General features: G+C 42.7%; 24 protein-coding genes. 21 read left to right on the top strand and 3 right to left on the bottom strand.

Features of this window, described 5'->3' with window-relative positions; translation table 11 throughout:
• The first annotated feature begins 13 nt into the window (after positions 1 to 13).
• The gene (locus MKY73_RS17775; protein ID WP_339302883.1) at positions 14 to 538 is read left to right on the top strand and encodes a GNAT family protein; all 525 of its coding nucleotides are present in this window, start codon (positions 14 to 16) and stop codon (positions 536 to 538) included.
• Between the two features lie 80 nt (positions 539 to 618).
• Here the strand turns inward: MKY73_RS17775 and MKY73_RS17770 are convergent, their stop codons facing one another.
• From MKY73_RS17770 to MKY73_RS17760, 3 genes are read right to left on the bottom strand one after another with little or no spacing between them, the layout of a single operon-like run.
• Positions 619 to 1,584, bottom strand: a complete 966-nt coding sequence (locus tag MKY73_RS17770) for a substrate-binding domain-containing protein (RefSeq protein WP_339302882.1) — start codon at positions 1,582 to 1,584, stop codon at positions 619 to 621.
• Positions 1,577 to 3,175: a response regulator gene (locus MKY73_RS17765; protein WP_339302881.1), complete on the bottom strand. Its 1,599-nt coding sequence runs from the start codon at positions 3,173 to 3,175 to the stop codon at positions 1,577 to 1,579. The genes MKY73_RS17770 and MKY73_RS17765 overlap by 8 nt, the downstream gene beginning before the upstream one ends.
• Entirely contained in the window at positions 3,172 to 4,983 is a 1,812-nt protein-coding gene (locus tag MKY73_RS17760) for a sensor histidine kinase (RefSeq protein WP_339302880.1), read from the bottom strand. Before MKY73_RS17760 ends, MKY73_RS17765 begins: the two co-directional genes overlap by 4 nt.
• Before the next feature lie 242 nt (positions 4,984 to 5,225).
• On the opposite strand from MKY73_RS17760, the gene MKY73_RS17755 reads away from it, so the two are divergent.
• The 20 genes from MKY73_RS17755 to MKY73_RS17660 all read left to right on the top strand — a co-directional run bounded on the left by MKY73_RS17755 (position 5,226) and on the right by MKY73_RS17660 (position 21,518).
• Positions 5,226 to 6,248, top strand: coding sequence for an ABC transporter substrate-binding protein (locus tag MKY73_RS17755; RefSeq protein WP_339302879.1), 1,023 nt, complete (start codon positions 5,226 to 5,228; stop codon positions 6,246 to 6,248).
• 85 nt (positions 6,249 to 6,333) lie between these two features.
• Positions 6,334 to 7,845 carry a sugar ABC transporter ATP-binding protein gene (locus tag MKY73_RS17750; protein ID WP_339302878.1) on the top strand — a complete coding sequence of 504 codons (1,512 nt, stop codon included), beginning with the start codon at positions 6,334 to 6,336 and terminating at the stop codon, positions 7,843 to 7,845.
• 4 nt (positions 7,846 to 7,849) lie between these two features.
• A complete protein-coding gene (locus MKY73_RS17745) occupies positions 7,850 to 8,893 on the top strand; it encodes an ABC transporter permease (RefSeq protein WP_339241842.1) in 1,044 nt (347 codons plus the stop codon).
• The gene (yjfF, locus tag MKY73_RS17740; protein WP_339302877.1) at positions 8,883 to 9,857 is read left to right on the top strand and encodes a galactofuranose ABC transporter, permease protein YjfF; all 975 of its coding nucleotides are present in this window, start codon (positions 8,883 to 8,885) and stop codon (positions 9,855 to 9,857) included. The genes MKY73_RS17745 and yjfF overlap by 11 nt, the downstream gene beginning before the upstream one ends.
• Before the next feature lie 112 nt (positions 9,858 to 9,969).
• The gene (locus MKY73_RS17735) at positions 9,970 to 11,022 is read left to right on the top strand and encodes an ABC transporter substrate-binding protein (RefSeq protein ID WP_339302876.1); all 1,053 of its coding nucleotides are present in this window, start codon (positions 9,970 to 9,972) and stop codon (positions 11,020 to 11,022) included.
• A 220-nt stretch (positions 11,023 to 11,242) separates the two neighbouring features.
• Positions 11,243 to 12,307, top strand: a complete 1,065-nt coding sequence (locus MKY73_RS17730) for a polysaccharide deacetylase family protein (protein ID WP_339302875.1) — start codon at positions 11,243 to 11,245, stop codon at positions 12,305 to 12,307.
• Between the two features lie 187 nt (positions 12,308 to 12,494).
• Positions 12,495 to 12,791, top strand: coding sequence for a hypothetical protein (locus MKY73_RS17725; protein WP_339302874.1), 297 nt, complete (start codon positions 12,495 to 12,497; stop codon positions 12,789 to 12,791).
• Between the two features lie 64 nt (positions 12,792 to 12,855).
• Positions 12,856 to 13,341, top strand: a complete 486-nt coding sequence (locus tag MKY73_RS17720; protein WP_339308653.1) for an N-acetyltransferase family protein — start codon at positions 12,856 to 12,858, stop codon at positions 13,339 to 13,341.
• Between the two features lie 12 nt (positions 13,342 to 13,353).
• Complete coding sequence (locus tag MKY73_RS17715; protein WP_339302873.1) at positions 13,354 to 13,884, top strand: AAA family ATPase; 531 nt, start codon at positions 13,354 to 13,356, stop codon at positions 13,882 to 13,884.
• Positions 13,885 to 13,935: 51 nt separating this feature from the next.
• Positions 13,936 to 14,403: a DUF2691 family protein gene (locus tag MKY73_RS17710; RefSeq protein WP_339302872.1), complete on the top strand. Its 468-nt coding sequence runs from the start codon at positions 13,936 to 13,938 to the stop codon at positions 14,401 to 14,403.
• A 369-nt stretch (positions 14,404 to 14,772) separates the two neighbouring features.
• Positions 14,773 to 15,651, top strand: a complete 879-nt coding sequence (locus MKY73_RS17705; RefSeq protein ID WP_339302871.1) for a class I SAM-dependent methyltransferase — start codon at positions 14,773 to 14,775, stop codon at positions 15,649 to 15,651.
• Between the two features lie 61 nt (positions 15,652 to 15,712).
• Entirely contained in the window at positions 15,713 to 15,922 is a 210-nt protein-coding gene (locus tag MKY73_RS17700) for an NIPSNAP family protein (protein ID WP_339302870.1), read from the top strand.
• A gap of 148 nt (positions 15,923 to 16,070) precedes the next feature.
• Positions 16,071 to 16,571, top strand: a complete 501-nt coding sequence (locus MKY73_RS17695; protein ID WP_339302869.1) for a GNAT family N-acetyltransferase — start codon at positions 16,071 to 16,073, stop codon at positions 16,569 to 16,571.
• A 142-nt stretch (positions 16,572 to 16,713) separates the two neighbouring features.
• Positions 16,714 to 17,301: a hypothetical protein gene (locus tag MKY73_RS17690; protein ID WP_339302867.1), complete on the top strand. Its 588-nt coding sequence runs from the start codon at positions 16,714 to 16,716 to the stop codon at positions 17,299 to 17,301.
• A gap of 3 nt (positions 17,302 to 17,304) precedes the next feature.
• On the top strand, positions 17,305 to 17,748 hold the full coding sequence (locus tag MKY73_RS17685; protein WP_339302866.1) for a GNAT family N-acetyltransferase: 444 nt from the start codon (positions 17,305 to 17,307) through the stop codon (positions 17,746 to 17,748).
• Positions 17,749 to 17,841: 93 nt separating this feature from the next.
• Entirely contained in the window at positions 17,842 to 18,732 is an 891-nt protein-coding gene (locus tag MKY73_RS17680; RefSeq protein ID WP_339308651.1) for a serine hydrolase, read from the top strand.
• A gap of 29 nt (positions 18,733 to 18,761) precedes the next feature.
• Positions 18,762 to 19,229, top strand: a complete 468-nt coding sequence (locus tag MKY73_RS17675; RefSeq protein ID WP_339302865.1) for an NUDIX domain-containing protein — start codon at positions 18,762 to 18,764, stop codon at positions 19,227 to 19,229.
• Positions 19,230 to 19,271: 42 nt separating this feature from the next.
• Positions 19,272 to 19,805, top strand: coding sequence for a GNAT family N-acetyltransferase (locus tag MKY73_RS17670; RefSeq protein WP_339302864.1), 534 nt, complete (start codon positions 19,272 to 19,274; stop codon positions 19,803 to 19,805).
• Positions 19,802 to 20,440, top strand: a complete 639-nt coding sequence (locus MKY73_RS17665; protein WP_339302863.1) for a hypothetical protein — start codon at positions 19,802 to 19,804, stop codon at positions 20,438 to 20,440. Before MKY73_RS17670 ends, MKY73_RS17665 begins: the two co-directional genes overlap by 4 nt.
• A 49-nt stretch (positions 20,441 to 20,489) precedes the next feature.
• On the top strand, positions 20,490 to 21,518 hold the full coding sequence (locus tag MKY73_RS17660) for an alpha/beta hydrolase (RefSeq protein ID WP_339302862.1): 1,029 nt from the start codon (positions 20,490 to 20,492) through the stop codon (positions 21,516 to 21,518).
• Positions 21,519 to 21,538 lie beyond the last annotated feature (20 nt).

Raw genomic sequence — 21,538 nt, 5'->3', positions numbered from 1 at the left:
AGGGCAGATCAACATGATTACATTCCAATACTTTGAACCGGAAGATTTTGATCAACTAATCGAATGGAGTGGGGATGAAGCATTCCTGCTCCAGTGGGCTGGGCCAGGCTTTCAATATCCACTTTCCAAGGAACAGTTATCAGATTATTTGCATGGTGCGAATGATAAAAACACTTCAAATAAGTTCATTTATAAAGTGATGGATGAATCGACCCAGGAGATTGTAGGCCATATTGCTCTCGGCGGTATCGATCGATATAATCGTTCAGGGCGTATCGGTAAGGTGCTTCTTGGCAAGCCATATCAGGGTAAAGGCTATGGAAAGCAAATGATCGATGAGGCACTTCGAATTGGATTTGAAGAGGAGAAGTTACACCGGATCAGTCTGGGCGTATTTGATTTTAATGTCTCAGCCATCCGATGTTATGAAAAAGCGGGCTTTGTACAAGAGGGACTTATTCGTGATGCAAGAAGATATGAAGATACCTTCTGGAATCTGATCGAGATGAGCATATTAGAGGACGAATGGAAGAAATAGCTTCTCAAAAGGACTCATGACGAAAATTTAAATGGGGGATGTTCGCTTGTCATCTGAATGACAGGCAGACATCCCCTTGATTATTTACTTCCTTTCTGATTGATTACAATGATCCCCGTATCAATAAATTCCTGCACGGGCAAACCGTCGCTAGCAAGTAACAAGGTCTCCATCATTTTGGCACCCCAGACTCCCTCATTCTGTGAAATAACGGCAGACAATTGACCGTTGAGCAACCCGTTTTCACTGGTCGGGCTGTCTCCGAACGCGATCAAATGCCGGTTAAGGCCTTTCGCTTTCCAGATCAGGGTAGAGGCAGAGACGGAAACAAAATCGAGTCCGATAATCGCGTTGAAGTGAGGGTGAGCTTGAATCATGTTCTCCATATCGGACATGGCGCGATCTTCATTCCCTTGATGATAACGAACCTCCAAGATTTCGATGTCTGTTTCACTGCGGATGTAGTCGATGAATCCATTAAGTCGCTGCTGCAAACCTTGCATCTCCTGCAAACCATTCTCGACAAGAATCATGCCTTGATTATGCAGAAGTTCTGTAGTCGTCATCGCGAACTGCTGGCCAGTGCGATAGTTATCAGCGCCTACATAAGCGATTCGATGACTGGATGGAACATCCGACTCGAATGTAATGACAGGAATACCCGCAGCTTGGGCTGCATCAATAACGGGTGTAAGTGCAGCAGCATCCACAGGAGATATAGCTATTCCGTCCACATGCTGCTTGATCATATTCTCCATGATACGAATCTGTTGTTCAGTATTGGCTTCATCAGGTGCGTTTACAATTAATGTGATATTGTGTTTGCCTGCATACTCCGTTGCATCCTTCGTGATCATCTCATAGGTTGGATAGGTCATTGGATAAATAATACCGAAAGTTTTACTCGCGGCAGATTTCTCAACAGGTGAAGTTGCAGGAAGTGATGCGGCCATTTGCTGTGGGCGAATGTGTGCCGAACCGGATGAAATGATCATCGGGAACAGCAGTATGAGTGTAAGTAAAAGTGCAAATTTAATTTTACTCATACATCGGCTCTTTTCTCATATCAGATGGTCTGGCCTGCGATTCCTCGGTCCCTTGCGTTCGGTATTCTCTTGGTGTAAAACCTGTTGTTTTCTTGAATATATTAGAAAAATAGTGAGAATCGTTGTAACCGACTTTGTAAGCAATCTCAAAGGTTTTGTTGCTGCTCGTTTTTAGCAGCTCCTTGGCTTTACCGATTCGAATCCGGGTTAGATACTCCGTTATCGTTTGACCCGTTTCCTGACTGAAAATCTTGCTTAGATGACTTGGACTGATTCTGACGTGTGCAGAAATCATCTTCAGCGAGACTTGTTCGTTACTGTATTCCTGGGAGACATAGGCTTTTACCTGATCGATGACATCACTGTATTTTCCGGAGCAGGCTGCTCTTCTCTGCCATAACAGGTTAAGCAGGGAACATAGATATTGGGTGCAATCCTCCCAGCACGTAATTTTCCGGATCGTCTGCTGCAGGGAAGTGATATTCTCATCCGAATGGTCACTCATGCGGAACAGCTGATTCGCAAGCCGAAACGACTCGAGCGTAAGATCATTCAACAGATAGAAGCCATACGATGAGGACTTCCAGTCGAAGGACTGTAATGGAGCGGCAAACTCCTGCACAAAAGGGTCACGCAGATTAGGGCTACCGATTTTGAGAAATTCAAGAAACGAATTCCTGTCGAGAAATAGAGTCGTTTGCTCATCCAGGTTAATTTCAGTTAGAGTAGCTCTGTTCTGAAGGGTAAGCCGGGTAATATATTTATCCTCCTCCGCTTCCAGATACGAGACATGAATGCCTTGCAGCCGCTCTTGTTGACTGCCAATACCCAGAATAATATTACATTTGAACATATGCTCCAGCTGCATACGAACCCTCCCACGAAGCTGCTCCAGATATGCGGATATGTTCTCAGCGTCATTATACTTGAGCAGAAGCACGATCTCCGTCCGGCTTCGAATATAAGGAAGAAGTTCTACGTGGGGATCACGAGTATCCTCCAGTACGGGAATCAGCTTCCTCATCATGGATTCCGAATCCGGGGAATCCTCTGTTAATCGAACGTCGATAATGACAATGGTGTAATACCTGGCTGAGAGAGGAAGTGCGAGTTGTTTGGCTGATTCAATCGCATCGGTTGTACCGATGAGTCCCCCACACAGATCGGCTAGCAGTTTTTCTTTGGTGATCGTTCGGCTTGTCATGCGCTGTTGTTCTTCATCCATTTGTTTGCTGACCTTATGAAGCATCTGGATTAGCTCTGCTGCGCTAATGGGCTTTAGACAGTACTCAGTTACACCGAGTCGGATGGCCTCCTGGGCATAGCTGAATTCATCATGACCGCTCATGATAATGATTTTGATATCAGGTTGCTGATTGCGAACGATGGAGGTCAGTTCCAGTCCGTTCATAAATGGCATTTTAATATCCGTAATCAGAATATCCGGTGCCCATTCATGAATTAAAGGTAATGCAAGCTCGCCGTCGGGTGCATCCCCGCAATAGCGAAAACCTTCCTTTTCCCAATCAATGCAGCTCCGTATATTCTCCCGAATCCCAATTTCGTCATCCACAATCATGACCTTTTTCAACGGTTAACCTCCTTGCTTTTGGGGATACGAATCATAAATGTGCTTCCTTCCATATACGTACTGTCCATTTCAATGCCATAAGCTGGTCCGAAATAGAGCCGAATCCGGTGATGCACATTGAGCAGACCGAATCCGCCTTCCTGCTCGTCATCTTGGGGGGAACGAGAACCTGCCGGTTTCTCCAGCTCTTCACGTAATTGAGCCAATCGATCCGCAGACATGCCGATTCCGTTGTCTTGTACGGTGAGAATGATGCTATTTTCCTCAATATATCCGTGGATGGATATACGCCCTTGACCGCGTTTGTTTTTGATCCCATGGTAGAGCGCGTTTTCAACTAGGGGCTGCAAGGTCATTTTCAGAATGGGATAATCCTGAAGCTCACGGTCAACGCTGATCTCGTAGGTGAGAATATCGTGATACCTCATCTGTTGAATGACCAAGTAACTCCGCGCATGCTCAAGCTCGGTTTGAATGGATACCCAGTCGAATCCTTTGTTCAGGCTCAAACGAAAGAACTTCGAGAGGGCCTGCACGAGTTTGATTACATTTTCTTTTTTCTCTGCTTCAGCCATCCATAGAATGGATTCCAACGTGTTATAGAGAAAGTGAGGGTTGATCTGAGCTTGCAGCGTACGTAGTTCAGCTATTTTCACCTGTTCATTCTCTCGAATACTCTTTTCGATTAATGTTTTGAGCTTATCCAGCATCACATTGAAGCTTTTGCCCAGATCAGCAATTTCGTCTGAGCCGTGTGGTGTGACTTTGGCCTCCAAGTAACCGTTTGCAGCTTTACGCATCTTGTTCATCAGAATCCGGATGGGAAGAATCAGTCGATTATTCAGGAAAAAATATAATGATATTGCAAAGAAGGCGCTTAACAAAACCGTGATGATGATCAATTGGCGAATGCTATTGGCCTCTGCAATGATTTCCTGATAAGGGGCTACCCCGATCATTTTCCATCCGGTCTGTTTGGAGGTGCTGTATACAACGAATTGCGGCTTGGAGCCTGCGGACAGGATAAAGCTGTCATGTTGCAAATGTAAGGGGATTGATCGGATCTGATCCATCATGCTTATGGATGCCGGGGTGGCATCCGGTCTGAAAAGAGTATTTCCGTGTTGATCACTGATGTAGAAAAAACCTGAATCCTTAATGGGGGTGCTCGTCAAAAAATCATCAATAAACGAATCATTCAAATCAATTACGATAAATCCGATGACCTCATGCGTGATTCGTTCCTTGACGGTAGTTATAATTGAAAGCGCATTCTGTTTAGGGTAAGCAAATCCATCCAGCCTGTTATATTCGGCATAGGCTGCAGAATGAGGGATGCGCAGAATGGCATCCGGATACTGTATCAGATACTTGAAGTACGGGTTACGTAGCGGATTCCGTTCCAGCTTGAACACGCCTTTTCGTTCACTTATGCCTTTTCCATAGAAATTCACAAATGAGATATTAAGTACCTTGTCATACTTGTAAGTTTCCCGATATAGATTGTAGGTCTGAAGGATGGCTTTGGCTTCCGGGTAGGACTCCGATTGAGAATAAAGGTATTGAAGCACTTGTGGATTCTTGCCCAGTTCGAGCAACCGTTCCGTATCCTCAAACAAGATATCAATGTTCCTGGCAAGCTGGTCGGCAACCAATTGTGTCGAGGCCTTGTTATGATTGGATACAACCGTATAGGATTTGTGGTAAGAAATCAATCCAACCACGATCAGTGGTACTGAACTGAGGATGATAAACATGCTGAGTAATTTAAGCCTTAGGCTTGAAGCAATCCACTGAATGAGTTTCAACGTATTCCACTCCATCTGAAGGGATTGAAAATGTACCATTAGTATAACATGATTTTTAGATATTTAAGAGAATCGCTAAATACTACACCATTAAACAAAGAAATTACACATTTTGGATCTCTGTTTTTGAAATTGCTAAATTATTACATTAAAAAAACAAGATACTCCATATAAGCTCGAAATGAAAGCGTTCTATAATGTGATCACACCACAAGGTGAAATGAAAAAGGGAGGATCACAACATGCGAACCAAAAAAAAGTGGGGACTTGCCATAACATTGGCTATGGTGATGTTGGTTAGCACGGCATGCAGCAGTACCAATGGAGGAGCAGGCTCCGATAATGAAACTTCAACAAATGGCAGTGGGGGTACACCTGCCAGCGCCAAAACAATTACGCTCGGTTTTTCGCAGGTTGGTGCGGAGAGTGGCTGGCGTTCGGCGAATACCAAGTCGATTCAGGAGTCAGCCAAAGAAGCAGGCTATGATTTGAAGTTTTCAGATGCGCAGCAGAAGCAGGAAAATCAGATTAAAGCTTTGCGATCCTTCATCCAGCAGAAGGTGACGGTGATTGCTTTTTCTCCTGTTGTGGAATCCGGTTGGGATACCGTATTGAAGGAAGCGAAGGATGCAGGCATTCCCGTAATTTTGACGGACCGTGCTGTGGATTCCCCGGATAAAACCCTCTACAAAACCTTTATTGGCTCCGACTTCGTAGAAGAAGGACGCAAAGCAGGTCAGTGGCTTAATGACCAATATAAGGACACACAAGACGAGATCAATATCGTAGAATTGCAGGGCACAACTGGGTCCGCACCAGCGAATGACCGTCAAGAGGGCTTTATGGAATTGATTGCTTCCAATCCAAAGCTTAAAGTGATCGCTTCACAATCGGGAGACTTTACACGTGCCAAAGGCAAAGAAGTCATGCAAGCTTTCCTCAAAGCACATAAAAAAATCGATGTTCTCTACGCGCATAATGACGATATGGCACTTGGTGCAATTCAGGCCATTGAAGCGGCAGGACTGAAACCAGGCGTAGATATCACTATTATCTCGGTTGATGCCGTGAAAGATGGGATGCAGGCTGCTGCTGATGGCAAAATCAACTTTATCGTGGAATGTAATCCGTTGTTAGGACCTCAATTAATGGAAGCGGTTCAAGCGGTAGTGGACGGGAAAGACATCGAACCCCGAATCGTGACAGATGAGACAACGTTCACATCGGAGCAAGCCAAAGAAGCATTGCCAACACGCGAATATTAAAATCAGATTCGTATAACACCGAAAAGTCATTTTTCGACCAGGCTGTCGCTAAATGACTTTTTTCCATAACAAAGGAGAGGGTTATATGGCCGAGCAAGCGCCCATTTTGCAAATGACAGGTATCACCAAACAATTTCCCGGCGTTAAAGCGCTGTCCAGCGTCAGCTTTCGCTTGTTTCCGGGCGAGATTCATGCCTTGATGGGTGAGAACGGAGCTGGAAAGTCGACACTTATTAAAGTTCTGACGGGCGTTTATTCCATTGATGAGGGAACGGTAACGATGGGTCATCGCGAACTTTCCATTTCCGGTCCGCTCGAAGCACAGAAGGCGGGAATCAGTACCGTTTACCAGGAGGTTAATCTCTGCCCGAACTTAACAGTTGCTGAGAATATTTTTATCGGGCGGGAACCGATGCGGTTTGGCAAAATCAATTGGAAGCAAATGAACCAAGATGCGGAGAACCTGCTGCGAGACAGATTACATCTGTCCATCGATGTTAAGGCGCCTTTACAGAATTACTCAGTCGCGATTCAACAACTGATTGCGATTGCAAGAGCACTCAGCATCTCAGCCAAGGTGCTAATACTGGATGAGCCTACATCCAGTTTGGACAAAAACGAAGTTCAGCAACTGTTTCGAATTATGCACAAATTAAAGAGTGAAGGTCTCGCCATTCTTTTTGTTACTCATTTTCTAGATCAGGTATACGAAATGTCGGATCGTCTAACGGTGCTCCGTAATGGGGAATTGGAAGGAGAGTACATAGCCGCAGAACTTCCACGCATGGAACTGGTGCTCAAGATGATCGGCAAGGAGCTTGAAGTGTTAGAGGAGCTTCCGAAGGAAACGGATGCTGCCCAGGCGGAGTCGGGCGAACTGTTAATTACCGCCAAGGGGCTTGGACGGAAAGGCGCAATTGAGCCGTTCGATCTGGATATTCGTAAGGGAGAAGTCATGGGCTTGGCCGGATTATTGGGGTCTGGTCGGACCGAGATCGCTCGCCTCTTCTTTGGTGCAGATCGATCGGACGAAGGCAAGCTGCTTGTTGTGGATACAGGAAGCATGGTCAAATCGCCACGTCATGCGATTGATCAGAATATTGCCTTTTGCTCCGAGAATCGTAAAACCGAAGGCATCATCGATGATTTGACCATCCGGGAGAACATTATTCTGGCTTTACAGGCGACACGCGGCTGGTCCAAACCGATCTCACGCAAGAAGCAGGATGAGATTGCCGAAAAGTACATCAACCTGTTAAATATCCATCCCAAAAATCCGGAGCATTTAATTAAAAATCTGAGCGGCGGTAATCAGCAAAAGGTGTTGCTTGCCCGGTGGCTGCTGATGAACCCGGATCTGTTGATTCTCGATGAACCTACGCGTGGCATTGATATTGGTGCAAAGACTGAAATACAGAAGCTGGTGCTCTCTCTGTCGAAGCAGGGCATGGCCGTGCTGTTCATTTCTTCTGAGTTGGAAGAAGTGATTCGTGTCAGCCAACGGATTGCCGTACTTCGGGACCGCAAAAAAGTGAAAGAACTCAGCGGGGAACAGATCCATCAGCAGCAAATTATGAAAGCAATGGCAGGAGGTTAAAGAGATGGCGGGCAAGATGCGTAAACATCATTTGTTTTGGCCGTTATGTATGCTTGGTTTACTTTTAATCTTTAATTTGCTGTACTCTCCGGATTTCTTCTCCCTTGTCATGCGTGAAGGAAATCTGTATGGCAGCTTGATTGATATTCTCAACTTTGGAGCGCCTTTGATTCTGGTATCCATCGGCATGACACTGGTCATCGCGACCGGAGGCATCGATTTGTCCGTGGGCTCCATTGTCGCGATCTCCGGTGCCGTGGCTTGTATGAGCATCAGCAGAGGAGTAGACCAGAGTTCCTTGGGGCTTGTACTGGGTGCGCTTGGATTATCAATGGGGCTTTCCCTGATCTTGGGTGTATGGAACGGGGCGCTTGTTTCGGTTGCCCGAATTCAGCCCATTATTGCGACGCTTATTCTAATGGTGGCCGGACGTGGGATTGCACAATTGATTACGAGTGGACAGATTATTACGGTATCCAATGCCAACTACGCCTATATCGGGGCCGGTTCGCTTGCAGCATTGCCCTTTTCCATCTTCATCGTATTAACTGTCCTGATTGTGGCCACTCTGTTGACGAGAAAAACGGCACTGGGACTGTTTATCGAATCGGTCGGAAGTAACGCGAGCGCGAGCCGACTGGCAGGTATTCGTTCCAAAACGGTTATTCTCACAGTTTATGTGTTCTGTGGTCTGTGTGCCGGTATTGCCGGGCTTATTCTCAGCTCGAATGTATCCAGTGCGGATGGAAATAACGCGGGTCTGTGGTATGAACTCGATGCCATTCTTGCGGTAGTCATCGGGGGTACTTCGCTCAATGGAGGACGTTTCTATCTCATGGGTACCGTCGTTGGAGCGTTGATTATTCAAACTTTAACAACAACGATCTATATGATTGGCGTTCCGCCAGAAGTTACGTTGGTTGTTAAAGCTTTTGTTGTATTAGCCGTATGTTTGATTCAATCTGATTCCTTCCGCAATTCCATGGTGATCCGTTGGAAAAAACGGAAATATCCAGCCGAACAGGGGGTTAACCGCCATGTTTCTTAATCGTAAGTATCTCCCGGTCTTTGTCACTTTCGGCTTGCTGGCCGTGATGTTTGCCATAGGGTCTTTCAGGTACACGGGATTCTTCTCCACACAGGTGCTGCTTAATCTTCTCATTGATAACGCCTTTCTGATTATCACGGCAATTGGCATGACCTTTGTCATTGTATCGGGGGGAATCGACTTGTCGGTTGGTTCAGTCATAGCGCTGACAACCATTATTAGCGCAAGTCTGGTGGAGAAGCAGGGCTGGTCACCTGCCATCGTTATACCGTTGGTGCTTGTGATGGGTGCATTGTTTGGCACAGTTATGGGGGCGATCATCCACTATTTTAAAATTCAGCCCTTCATTGTGACGCTGGCCGGTATGTTTTTGGCGCGGGGGCTGTGTTATGTCATCAGTCTCGACACCATTACGATTACGAATCCATTTTATACACAGGTAGCACAGGCGAAAATATCCCTGCCAGGGGGCAACTTTGTCTCCATTAATGTGATTATTGCTCTGGTCATTCTACTGCTGGCAATTTATCTGGCACATTATACCCGGTTCGGGCGCAATGTTTACGCCATTGGCGGAAGCGAACAATCCGCACTGCTCATGGGACTGCCGGTTGCACGTACCAAAATCATGGTGTACACGTTCAGTGGTTTGTGCTCCGCGCTTGCCGGTGTCGTTCTCACCTTCTATATGTTATCGGGTTATGGATTACACGCCATGGGTCTAGAACTCGATACCATCGCGGCTGTTGTCATCGGAGGTACCCTGTTAACAGGTGGTGTGGGGTACGTGGCGGGAACCTTTATTGGTGTATTGATCCAGGGAGCTATCCAAACTATAATTAGCTTCGAAGGCACGCTCAGCTCGTGGTGGACCAAGATTGTGATTGGCCTAATGCTGTTTGTTTTTATTTTGTTCCAACGACTGCTTAGCGGGCGGCGAGTATCCTCGAAATCACTGCATTAAGTGGATCGAATGAAATGATATGATATTGGACGCAAATACCGAACAATGAAATGACCATATGTGCTCTGCATCGGTGGCTGCGGAAACTAACATGGAGATGGGGGATGCGTGAATGAGAAGACATGTGAACGGGTTGTGCTTGTTCATACTACTGCTGCTTGTCGGCTGTACAACACCTGAGTCTGAATCTGTGCCTCCGCCCATCTCGTCTAACAACTTGGAAACTCTCCCATCTGTTGAGGAATGGATGGAATCAGCGGTAGCAAGGGATACCTCTACAAAACCAATTGTCTTGGGTTTTTCACAACTGGGGAGAGAGAGTGCCTGGCGTCTGGCCAACTCCATGTCTATTCGTACTGCTGCGGCTGAATCGGGAATTTCCCTTGTGATAAAAAATGCAGAACAGTCTCAGACGAAACAGTTCGAGGCGGTTCGGTCGTTCATCAGGCAAAAGGTCGACGTCATTGCCATTGCACCAGTCGTGGAATCGGGCTGGGATGGTATCCTTCAGGAGGCCAAGGATGCAGGCATACCGGTGATCATCGTAGACCGATCAGTTAATGTGAAAGACACTTCACTTTTTGTGACAACGATTGGATCGGACTTTTATGAGGAAGGTGTGAAGGCAGGGAAGTACATTCAGGATCGGATGCGAAATCATCCGGGTTCGATACGAATTGCCGAACTGCAAGGCACAAGTGGTTCTACGCCTTCCATCCAGCGTGGCGAGGGATTTAGAAGCATTTTGGACACCAGAGCAGATGTCATTTTCACACAAAGTGCTCCCGCTGATTTTACGGAGGATAATGGTAAACAAGTGATGAAAGATTTCCTTCAGGTTCCGGAAGAAGAAAGGCCGCAGGTTCTTTTTGCCCATAATGATGAAATGGCTTTTGGCGCCATTCAAGCGATCGAAGAAGCTGGGCTGAAGCCGGGAGAGGACATCATCATTGTCTCCGTGGACGGCTCTCGCAAAGCACTTGAAATTCTGGCCAGTGGGAAGATCAACGCTGTGGTGGAATGTAACCCGTTGCTTGGCCCTCAGCTTATGCAGGCTACTAAAGAAATCATTGCAGGACGAACACTACCGAAGCGTATGGCGCCCCCGGAGGACATTTTTACACAGGAGAGTGCCAGTAGGGAGATGTACAACAGGCGATTCTAGCGATTGTGAAAAAATAGAACATTTTGGATAAAATTCAATTTACTTTAAATACAGGTATCGTTTATACTGAATTCACCTTGAACAAAAAGTGCTTATCTGAGAGAAAGTATGCAGAGAACTACATATATTTGAAAGCGCTTTTTTTGAGAGGTGGAAGTTCGATAAAGAGAGGGAGTGTAGAAGGTATTATACTGTAAATATAATATGAGGAGGTAATTTGATGTTCAAAGTAAAGCTGGCAAAGGTGGTAATGTCTCTCGCGGTTTTCGGTACCTTGTTTTCTATTCCGGCGGTGCCCGACGTTCGTGCAGCAGATGCAAGTTGTCCAAATGGTTATGTAGGTCTAACGTTTGATGATGGTCCATCCGGGAATACAACAAACATGCTTAACGCGTTGAAGCAGGCGGGTTTACGGGCGACGATGTTCAATGTTGGACAAAACGCGCAAAACAATCAATCTCTGGTTGCTGCTCAGGTGGCAGCTGGCATGTGGATTGGCAATCATTCCTACACTCATCCGAATATGACGACATTAAGCAGCGCTCAGATGTCGTCAGAGATTACACGGACACAGCAGACGATCCAGTCCATTACCGGAAGTTCACCTAAACTGTTCAGACCTCCTTATGGTGCGACCAATGCAACCTTGAAATCCGTTGTGAGCCAAAATGGCCTGACTGAAGTGCTGTGGAACGTAGATTCCCAAGACTGGAATGGCGCCAGTGCAAACCAGATTGTAGCGGCTGTGAACACCATGAAAAGTGGTGATGTCATTCTAATGCATGATCAGTACCAGACAACACTTCAGGCCATTCCGCAGATTGCACAAAATCTGAAGAATCGCGGCCTTTGCTCCGGCATGATCTCACCGGCGACAGGTCGGGCAGTCGCGCCTGATGGAGGCACCACCAATCCTCCAGGTACTTCAACAAAAGTGGAAGCTGAGAATATGACCAAAGGTGGTCAGTACACCGGGAATATAAGCTCTCCTTTCAATGGAGTAGTGCTGTACGCTAACAATGATTTGGTTAAATACACGCAGTATTTTGCAACGGGCACTCACAATTTTTCACTTCGTGGGGCTTCAAACAATGCCAATATGGCTAGAGTGGATTTGAAGATTGGCGGACAGACCAAGGGAACCTTTTACTTCGGAGGAAACAACCCTGCGGTGTATACGCTTAATAATGTTACTCATGGCACAGGAAACCAAGAGATTCAGCTGGTTGTAACCGCAGATGACGGGACATGGGACGTGTACATTGATTACTTGGAAATAAACTAATTATCGCAGGGTTAATTGAAAAATGTACAGAGATGAAATCCCATTGGAAGCCCAATGGGATTTCATCGTGTTTTTGGACATTTTGTAATACAAAAGTGGAAGGAAAACATTTATAATGGATGAAATGTGGACAGGGAAAATTTGGTGTGTATTGAAACCATTTGTTTATTAGGAGTGGATTGATCCAATGATCATTATGATTAACGGCGCGTTTGGTTCGGGGAACGAGGAAAACTTTCAGTACATCTATAGCGGGTTGAGAGAGATTGATCAGGACATTCATCATTTTTGCCTAACGGCTACAGAAGAGACGATATATCATCGTTTGGCGAAACGAGGAGATGAATATGGAGGCTGGCAGTATCAACAAGCGCCCAAGTGTGTTGAAGCTTTCAAGGATGAACAATTTCAAACCTACATTGTTACCGATCATCTGGAGACCAGTGAAATCATAGAACTCATATTGAAGAAGGTCCTAAAATAAAATGCGAAGTTGTATGGGAAGATCTGTATAACGAACAGAAGAGGATGGATGGTAATTGACGACAGTGACTTTTGAAGAGGTAACCGAACAGCATCTTCCTGAAATTAGAGTGATTTATAACTATTATGTAAGGAATACAACAATTTCGTTTCATACGGAGGAATTAGATCTTAATCAGATTAAATCCTCTGTGATGAACCAGGATGCGCGGTATAAAACTTACGTAATTTTTGAAAAAAATCAAATGGTAGGCTATGTTCTGATCACCCAATATAAGAGTAAACAGGCTTATGACATCTGCGGAGAAGTCACTATATATTTGAAGCCCGATATTTTGGGAAAAGGCTTGGGCAAACAAGCCCTTCGTTATATTGAGAAGGTTGCAAAAGAACAAGGCTTCCATACCCTAATTGCGACGATTTGTATGGAGAATACAAGAAGTAAATCATTATTCGAGAGAAATGGTTATGAACAATGTGCTCTGTTCAAAGAGATCGGATATAAGTTTGATAGAAAACTGGATATTGGAAGTTTCCAAAAGATATTGTAAGGAGAATACAGAATGAGTAATAACCTATATATAATATCTGGCCCCCCTGGAGTAGGGAAATCTACAACTTCCAAGCTGCTGGTGCAGACTTTAGATAAAAGTGCATACATTTCTGGAGATGCGGTTAGTCACTTGCCGGTCAAAGGACGAGGTAAACCTTGGCTTGATAAAGATACAAATGACTTAACGTGGAAAAATATATCCAGTCTAGTGAAAAATTTATTGGACTATAACTACGATGTAGTTTTGGACTATGTAGTTTTTCCAGAAGACATTAATAGATTAATAGCAGATTTGGAAGCCTGTAATGTTCTCATAATCTATGTTGTATTGATGGTGGATCATCAAACCATTATTCATAGAGACTGTCTAAGGGCAGAAGAACATCAAATGAAAGAAAGAAGTGTGCTTCTGCTGGATGAGTTTGAAAATCATCTGAATTTGAGCGCAGATAACAAACTGTACACTCATTATTTTACAGAAGATCAACTACCTGAAATAATAAATGAAATTATAAATAATGAGAAGTATCGGGTGAGATAACAGCGCTTTTTACTAGGCTGCAAATTGTAAAAATGATAAGAGGGTGAATCATTGAACAGAGGAATACGTTTTAGAATACCAAATGCCTATGGTTGCTTTCTTGGGGAGATTTTAAAACCAATAGGAGTATCTAATTTCGATTGGTTTATTGGTGGAGAAGAATCCTATTTCATTGAGGACGATACATTAGGGGATGATCTTTTTCCGGATATGATTATGGGTATGAATGGAGAAGAATTACAAAAGATTATTGATAACAACGAGTATTATTTAATATTTGCGAATTTAAAAGCATTTCCAAAAGGTGCAAAAATCACAGATGTAATCACCTATGAAGATTATATGTTGAGTGACTGTCAGCTGGTTCTTCTTGTAGTGGATAGTATCTACGTCACGGTTTATTGTAAAGACCAGGAAAAAATCGAGGAAATATATAATCATATAAATAGTCAGGGATTTAAATCTCTGGAATATGTAACGGATGAGAATGATATGAGGACAACACTATCGGTCTGGTGATAAAGGCTTTTGGAATTAAGTGCTAAGGTTTGATAGACCGTCCTCTGCTGTCGCAAGTAACACTTAAGTAATTTGTCTAACGAACCTGACACGTCTTGTTCGGGGATTTGAGAAGCTCTCCGAAAGCTAAGGAATCTGAGACACGTTATATCCGTCTAAATAGCCTTTTGTAGCGTTTTTGTCAGGTGATTTTGGGAAATAAGATGTCTCATGTTCCTTACAATTCTCAAAGAGGACTTGAAGGCTCAGTAAGATGTCCTGTGTTCCTTAGAAAATTGCTTGAACTTGAAGACACACTCTAATCATTTTCCTCAATGATATTTGACTGTTTATGAATACGATTACATCTTATGAAGGAGGAATCTCACCTTGTCTGATTACTATTGGGATGACCAAATTGAATATCTGAGAAATACGCGGTGGCTTTACTATAACGATGATTATCTTGAGTTTTTGGTTCAACGTGTATGGAAGATTGAAAAGTCAGTAGATCTTATCGACTATGGATGTGGTTATGGCTATCTCGGATTGAAACTGCTTCCTTTATTACCCGAAGGATCAACCTATACCGGATTAGACAAGGGTGAGGAATTGATTAAGCAGGCCAAAGAGATTTTTTCAAAGACCTCTTATCGAACGACTTTTATAGTAGATGACATTGAAACGGTGCAAGTGAAACGTCAATACGATATTGCGATAAGTCATGCCTTCTTATTACATATGACAGAGCCTATCACCGTTCTTCAGAAGATGATCGACAGTATAGTACATGAGGGTAGAATGATATGCTTTGAACCTCATTGGATGGCTAATATGTCAAACTATGAATTACATGGACTTGATCAATCCAATATTATCCAGTTAGGTATTCTCCAAAAATTATTCGAGGAGGATATCAAACGGAATGGTAAAGATGGAAATATCGGTATGAAGCTTCCAATCCTGCTTAGCCAACTTGGGTTGAGAAATGTAGAATGCCGGGTGAGTGACAAGGTTAACTTCTTAGATCAAAACATGCCAGGTTCAGATAAGCAAAAACTTTTTCACGCATTAAAGGAAGAAGGGCTGGGACAAAAAAACAATGCCAGGCATGAAGTTGTTACTCAATTGGTTGAAAGAGGACTTCATTCAGACGAAGCGAATAGACAATATGAAGCAGAGGATGTGTTTGCTAGGGAGTTTAATGAGAGCTCATGGTTAACCTACGCTCCGAACATGAAAATTACATCGGGAATCGTGACGAGATAGGCCTATTGCTTTCATTACTCATAAGGAGGCACAGATGATGATATATAGGAGAAAAACCTATATGATTGCGACTTCTTTTGTAGAAGAGTTTAATGCCCTATTTAATGATATTTTACTGCCATCCCAATTGAAATACGGATCAAGACTTATTGGAAGATGGCATACACCCATAGATGATGAAACCAGTGAAATTTTTGCGATGTGGGAATACGATACCCTTGAACAATACGAAGTGATTGAGAAAAATATAAAATCAGAACAGAACACGTAAAGCGAGTTCAAGCTCGTTTTGATCAGATCGGAAGACATCGGTATAAAGAAATATTTCGAGAAGAAATTAGGCAAGCATTTTTCACAATCACAGTAGATCGCGAACAAACGATTTTGAAGTGAAAAAATGAAGAAGGAGATGAGAGAAGATGGAGACAGAAAGACTTATATTTCGGAAATATACCAAAAATGATTTTGATTTACTTTTTGAGATGACACGTGAGCAAAATATGATGAAATTTATAAGACATGGAGGACCCTGGACGAAGGAAGAAACGATGCAAAGCCTGGAAAAGTTCATCAACTGGAATAAAAACGATAAGGGGCTGTTTCTTGCATTCAATAAAGAGGATCACAAGTGCATTGGAACCTCTGGACTGATTCCGCAGCTCATTGAAGGCACGGACGAGCTTGAAGTTGGTTACTGGGTAATGGAGCAATACTGGGGAATGGGTTACGGATATGAACAAGCTAAAGCATGGAAGGAATATGGCATGGGTCACTTGAAACAGAGACGGTTGATATCGTTGATTCAACATGGCAATGTGGGTTCTATGAAAGTCGCGCAAAAAAATGGCATGAAACACGAGAAGGACGTAGACATCATAGGAAAAAAAGTAGCGGTGTACTCGATTGAGGTGAATGGATGATGACTGCATTTCCAGAATTAGAAACCAAAAGATTGCTGTTAAGAGAGATTAAACAGAGTGATTCCCAAGACATTTTTCATATTTTTTCTAATGAACGATTCCAAAATGGTCACATCTATGCATTGTTGAAGAAAGATTATGTATGAGAATTCGAATTATTGGATCTTGTGGTAGTGGGAAATCAACATTAGCCAAAGAATTGTCTGATCAATACGGCATTCCTTCTTACGAATTAGACAATCTCATATGGGACAGAAGCGCCGAAAATCTGAGATATCCTGAACATGTTAGAGATGATTTGATGCAATCTATTGCCCGTTCAGAGGCTTGGATCATGGAAGGAGTACAGTACAAAGATTGGACTTTACCATCCATACAAGAAGCAGATTTAATTTTTGTATTAAACCCAAATGTGTTCATTAGAGATTATCGGATTATAAAGAGGTTTGTATTGTCGAGAACGGGCTTGCGACCGTGGAATTACAAGCAGTCATTCAAGGACTTATGCAAGATGATTGTGAAGTGGAATCATCAATATAATATAGATGCAGCGATAGATGTAATTAACGAAAATAACAAGACAGCAATGATCACTAAGAATAAAAAACAAGTTATACAGTTGATTGAACATCATTTGGAAGTAGTTAGTGATCTACAGGTTGGCAATAAGGTGAAAAATTCTAATCGTGCAAAGAATACATGTGATGATTTTCTAAATGAGGTGACTTAAACATTGAATAACATCAATCATGAGGGTAAATTACAAATCGTATTTGGTGATCATGAAGAAGACTACAAAACCGTTTGTAATAACTTATATAACTATAATGTCTCTGAAACAAATGGGTTATTAAACAAGCCTGGACAAACTATAAATCTTTTTTTACGCGACGAGACAGGTAAGGCAGTGGGTGGGATCTTCTGTGCTACATATTGTGAAACATTATATATTGATAATTTTTGGATAGATGTGGAACACAGAAAGAAAGGATATGGAAGATCTTTAATCATGCAAGCAGAAAGCATGGCTTCTGAATTAGGATGTAAGCTTGCACACACAAGCACATTTTCATATCAATCTCCTGAATTCTACCAAAAAATGGGCTATAACGTGTTTGGAATGATTGATGAATATCCTAATGGAATCATTCAATATTTTATGAAGAAAAGATTATAGGACGAGGTTCTAACATCGAATTGGACTTATCGAAAGATGAATTGTATGAAGAAACAAAAGGATGATTGAAAGTATGATAGCTGCAAGGGAGGTATCTTTATCACTGAATTTAATGATCTTGAAAGAGAGATAAAACGAAATAAAGCGGAGAGCTGCATTGTATACGAAGAAAACTCAATTCAATATGAATATTATCGAAATCGAAAAACGAAAGAAAAACAACATAAAGTGAATTCAATTACAAAAAGTGTGCTCTCCGCATTGATGGGAATCGCTATAGAACAAGGCTACATTGAGCATGAGGATATTCCAATTGTAAATTATTTTAACGATCTGGATGATAGCAAAAAGGGGATTACGATTAAGCATCTGTTGACGATGTCTTCTGGCATGCACTATCCGGGGAATGAAGCGATGATTCCATCTAGGAATTGGACGAAATTTGTTCTTGAACAACCTGTTGAATTCGAACCTGGAATCCAAATGAAATATAGTTGCGGGAGTTCGCATATACTTAGCGCCATATTACAGAAGGCGACTGGTATGAACACAGCTGAATTTGCTAAAAAGCACTTATTTGCAGCTCTGGGTATTAACGATTTTCATTGGTATCAGGATACACAAGGCATTGCCATAGGCGGCTTTGGTTTGCGAATGAAGATCGAAGATATGTTGAAGTTTGGGGTGTTATACGCTCAGAATGGGGAGTGGAATTCGAAACAACTCATCTCTGCTGACTGGATTGCTAGAAGTGTAAGTCCTTCTCTTACTTCAAACACCTTATATAGCTACCACTGGCGCATAATGAAAAGCATCGAGGAAGAAGAAGCTGAAAATAAAACGTTTTATGCTATGGGTATGGGTGGTGGACGAGGGCAGTATATCTTTGTTAACCAAAAGCGAGGATTGGTTGCGGTGTTCACAACAATTATATCTGATGATAGCTTGTTACCGCTTCAGTGGTTTAACCAATATATTATTTGAAAGAGTAGTCGTGTAATTGGAGGGATACCATGAGTCAATGGTTTGATCTGGATGAACTTGATCCAGAGTTAATTAAATTTGCAGTGATAATCGCTAAATATAACCATAAATTCATCATTATCAAAAATAGGAAAAGAGGAGGTTGGGAGATCCCAGGAGGCAACAAAGAAATTGGAGAAACCATTTTACATACGGCGAGTCGAGAACTCTATGAAGAGACAGGTGCAGTGCATTTTGAATTGACACCTTATGGCGTATATGAATGGAATGGGAGCTTTGGTATGGTCTCTTATGCTGAGGTTATATTGCTCGGTAGCTTACCCTATTCGGAAATTGATGAGATATTGCTTGTGGATGTATTACCTGAAGGCATGAATTTTGGAGATATGTTTTATCATTTCTTGGATAGATGGGATGGACTTGATAACCATGAGTTAGAAAAGTACACCATCCAAATAAATCATTTGAATGAATTGCCTGTAATTAAAATAAGCTGATTTAAGCTGTAGGAACTGAAACTAAAGGAGAATGCAACGACCATGATAACATATAGGACTTTGACCCTTGAAGATGTCAACCAGTTGGGGGATATAGACCGTTCGGAACATATTGATCTCATCTATGAAATGAGAGAGAACGAATTGGTAGAGCTAAAACAAAATCATGAGTGCTCCAACTGGGATGAGAAGCTTTTGGAGGAAATTCAAAATCGATACGTCTCCGAATTAGAACAAGGTGGCATGGCATATGGCGCATTTGCTGAGGAGCGGTTAATTGGATTTGGAGTGCTGGCACATCAACTTAGAGGAAGTGAGCAAAATCAATTACAAGTTGACTTGATGTATGTCTCACGCGACTACAGAAGACAAGGCGTTGGAAAACGTATTCTAAACCAATTAGGTGAAGAGGCTAAGAAACGTGGGGCACAGTATCTGTACATCTCCTCCACAGAAACGAGATCAGCGGTATCCTTTTACAGAAGCCAGGGCAGCCAGATTACTAGTGAAATGGATCAGGAACTTTATGACAAAGAGCCGAAAGATATACACATGATAAAGGAGCTGGGCACATGACAACAACAGTAGGCATACTTGGCACGATTCATAATCCAGAACTCAGAGAGCGATATCATTGTTCGCTTTCTCTCTACAAGAGTGTGATAACTGAGTTTAAGCCAGATCTCATTTGTGGTGAAGTTCATCCACAGAGTTGGTTGAGATATCAGAAGGACAAACATGATAGAGGATACTGGGGAGAACCGGCAAGCGAGTTTTGGGATATGGTATTTCCTTTGTGCGAAGAGCAGGACATTCCATTTGTGCCTATTGATTGGTTTGAATTGGATGTGTGGAATGCATTTGATCCATTTAACGGTTATTCGAGTGAGGAGCGCAAAGAACTCGAACAGCGGGATGATGACTGGTTTGCGGAACAAATGGACACGTATCGGTTTGGGGGAATTCCTTTTAATTCAAAGGAGTTCGATTGTATAACCAAACAAAAATATGCATGGTTAGGGCAGATTAACCCGAAGGCACAGAACTTTCGCTGGGTTGTCCGTAATCAGATTATGGTTCAGAGAGTCAAAAATACAATTGAAGCTCATCCAGGGAAACGAATCCTCTGTATCATCGGAGCCGATCATAATTACATTTTTCAAGAAGAACTAATGAACGAATCTATTGAATTGTTGTATCCGCTACGCTAGAGAAAGAGTCAGTATAAATAGGTTTAAACCCGTAATTAAGGAGCATTATATGTGCAAAAAAATCCGTAAAACACTTAAGTACAGCTTATCGAGTATCATTTTAATGATTATAGTTGCTTTGATATTTCCCACATGGACACCCCAAATTAAAGGGGAGAACAGCATCAGCATGTTAGAGCGGATCGAAATCAACGGTGCAGGTCACGAGGTCATGATCAGGGGAGTTGACCGGAGTAATCCTATCCTGATTTTTGTGCATGGGGGGCCGGGATGCTCGGAGATTCCTTACGTTAGGAAGTATCAGAAGGAGCTTGAGCAACACTTCACTGTAGTCCATTATGATCAACGTGGGAGCGGAAAGTCCTATCACTTTTTTGAGGATTATTCGAATCTGACAACAGATGTATTAGTAGATGATTTGTTAGCGTTAAGTGATGTTGTATCTAAGGAGTTAAATCAAGAAAAGGTTATATTAATCGGTCATTCATTTGGTACATACATCGGGATGAAAGCTGCGGCTAAGGCGCCTGCTCAGTTTCACGCGTATATTGGCATTGGACAAATGGCAGATACGCTTCAGAGCGAACGGGAGAGCATGGAGTACACGTTGGAACAAGCGAAACAAGCCGGTAATGAAGCGGATGTTGAAAAATTGGAGTTAATTCGTGGGTCGATTGAGCAAGGAAATGATCTTACACCTAGAATTCTTTTGCAAAAGTACGGCGGCGCTGCCAGACTTATCAATGAGAATAGAGATTATATCTCAGGATTCCTTTTGAATCCCGAATACAATGGATTGGATATGATTCGCTTTTATTCAGGGATTTTCAGTTCGCAAGACATCTTACTGAGGGAAGTATTTGATCAAAATTTACCCGATATTGTGGATCATCTGGATATTCCTATTTATTTTGTGATGGGTAAATATGATTATATGACCACTTCGAATGCAGCACGTGATTATTTCGAAGTACTCGATGCACCGATCAAAGATTTCGTTGTATTTAACGAATCGGCGCATTACCCACAGTTTGAAGAGAAAGATAAATTCTTAAATTGGTTAATTGAGCTATTTTAAGATGCATGGAGAGCAGCAAG

This window comes from Paenibacillus sp. FSL R5-0519 (genome assembly GCF_037974275.1).
Taxonomy (GTDB): Bacteria; Bacillota; Bacilli; order Paenibacillales; family Paenibacillaceae; genus Paenibacillus.
This window is presented reverse-complemented; position numbering and strand designations above follow the sequence as displayed.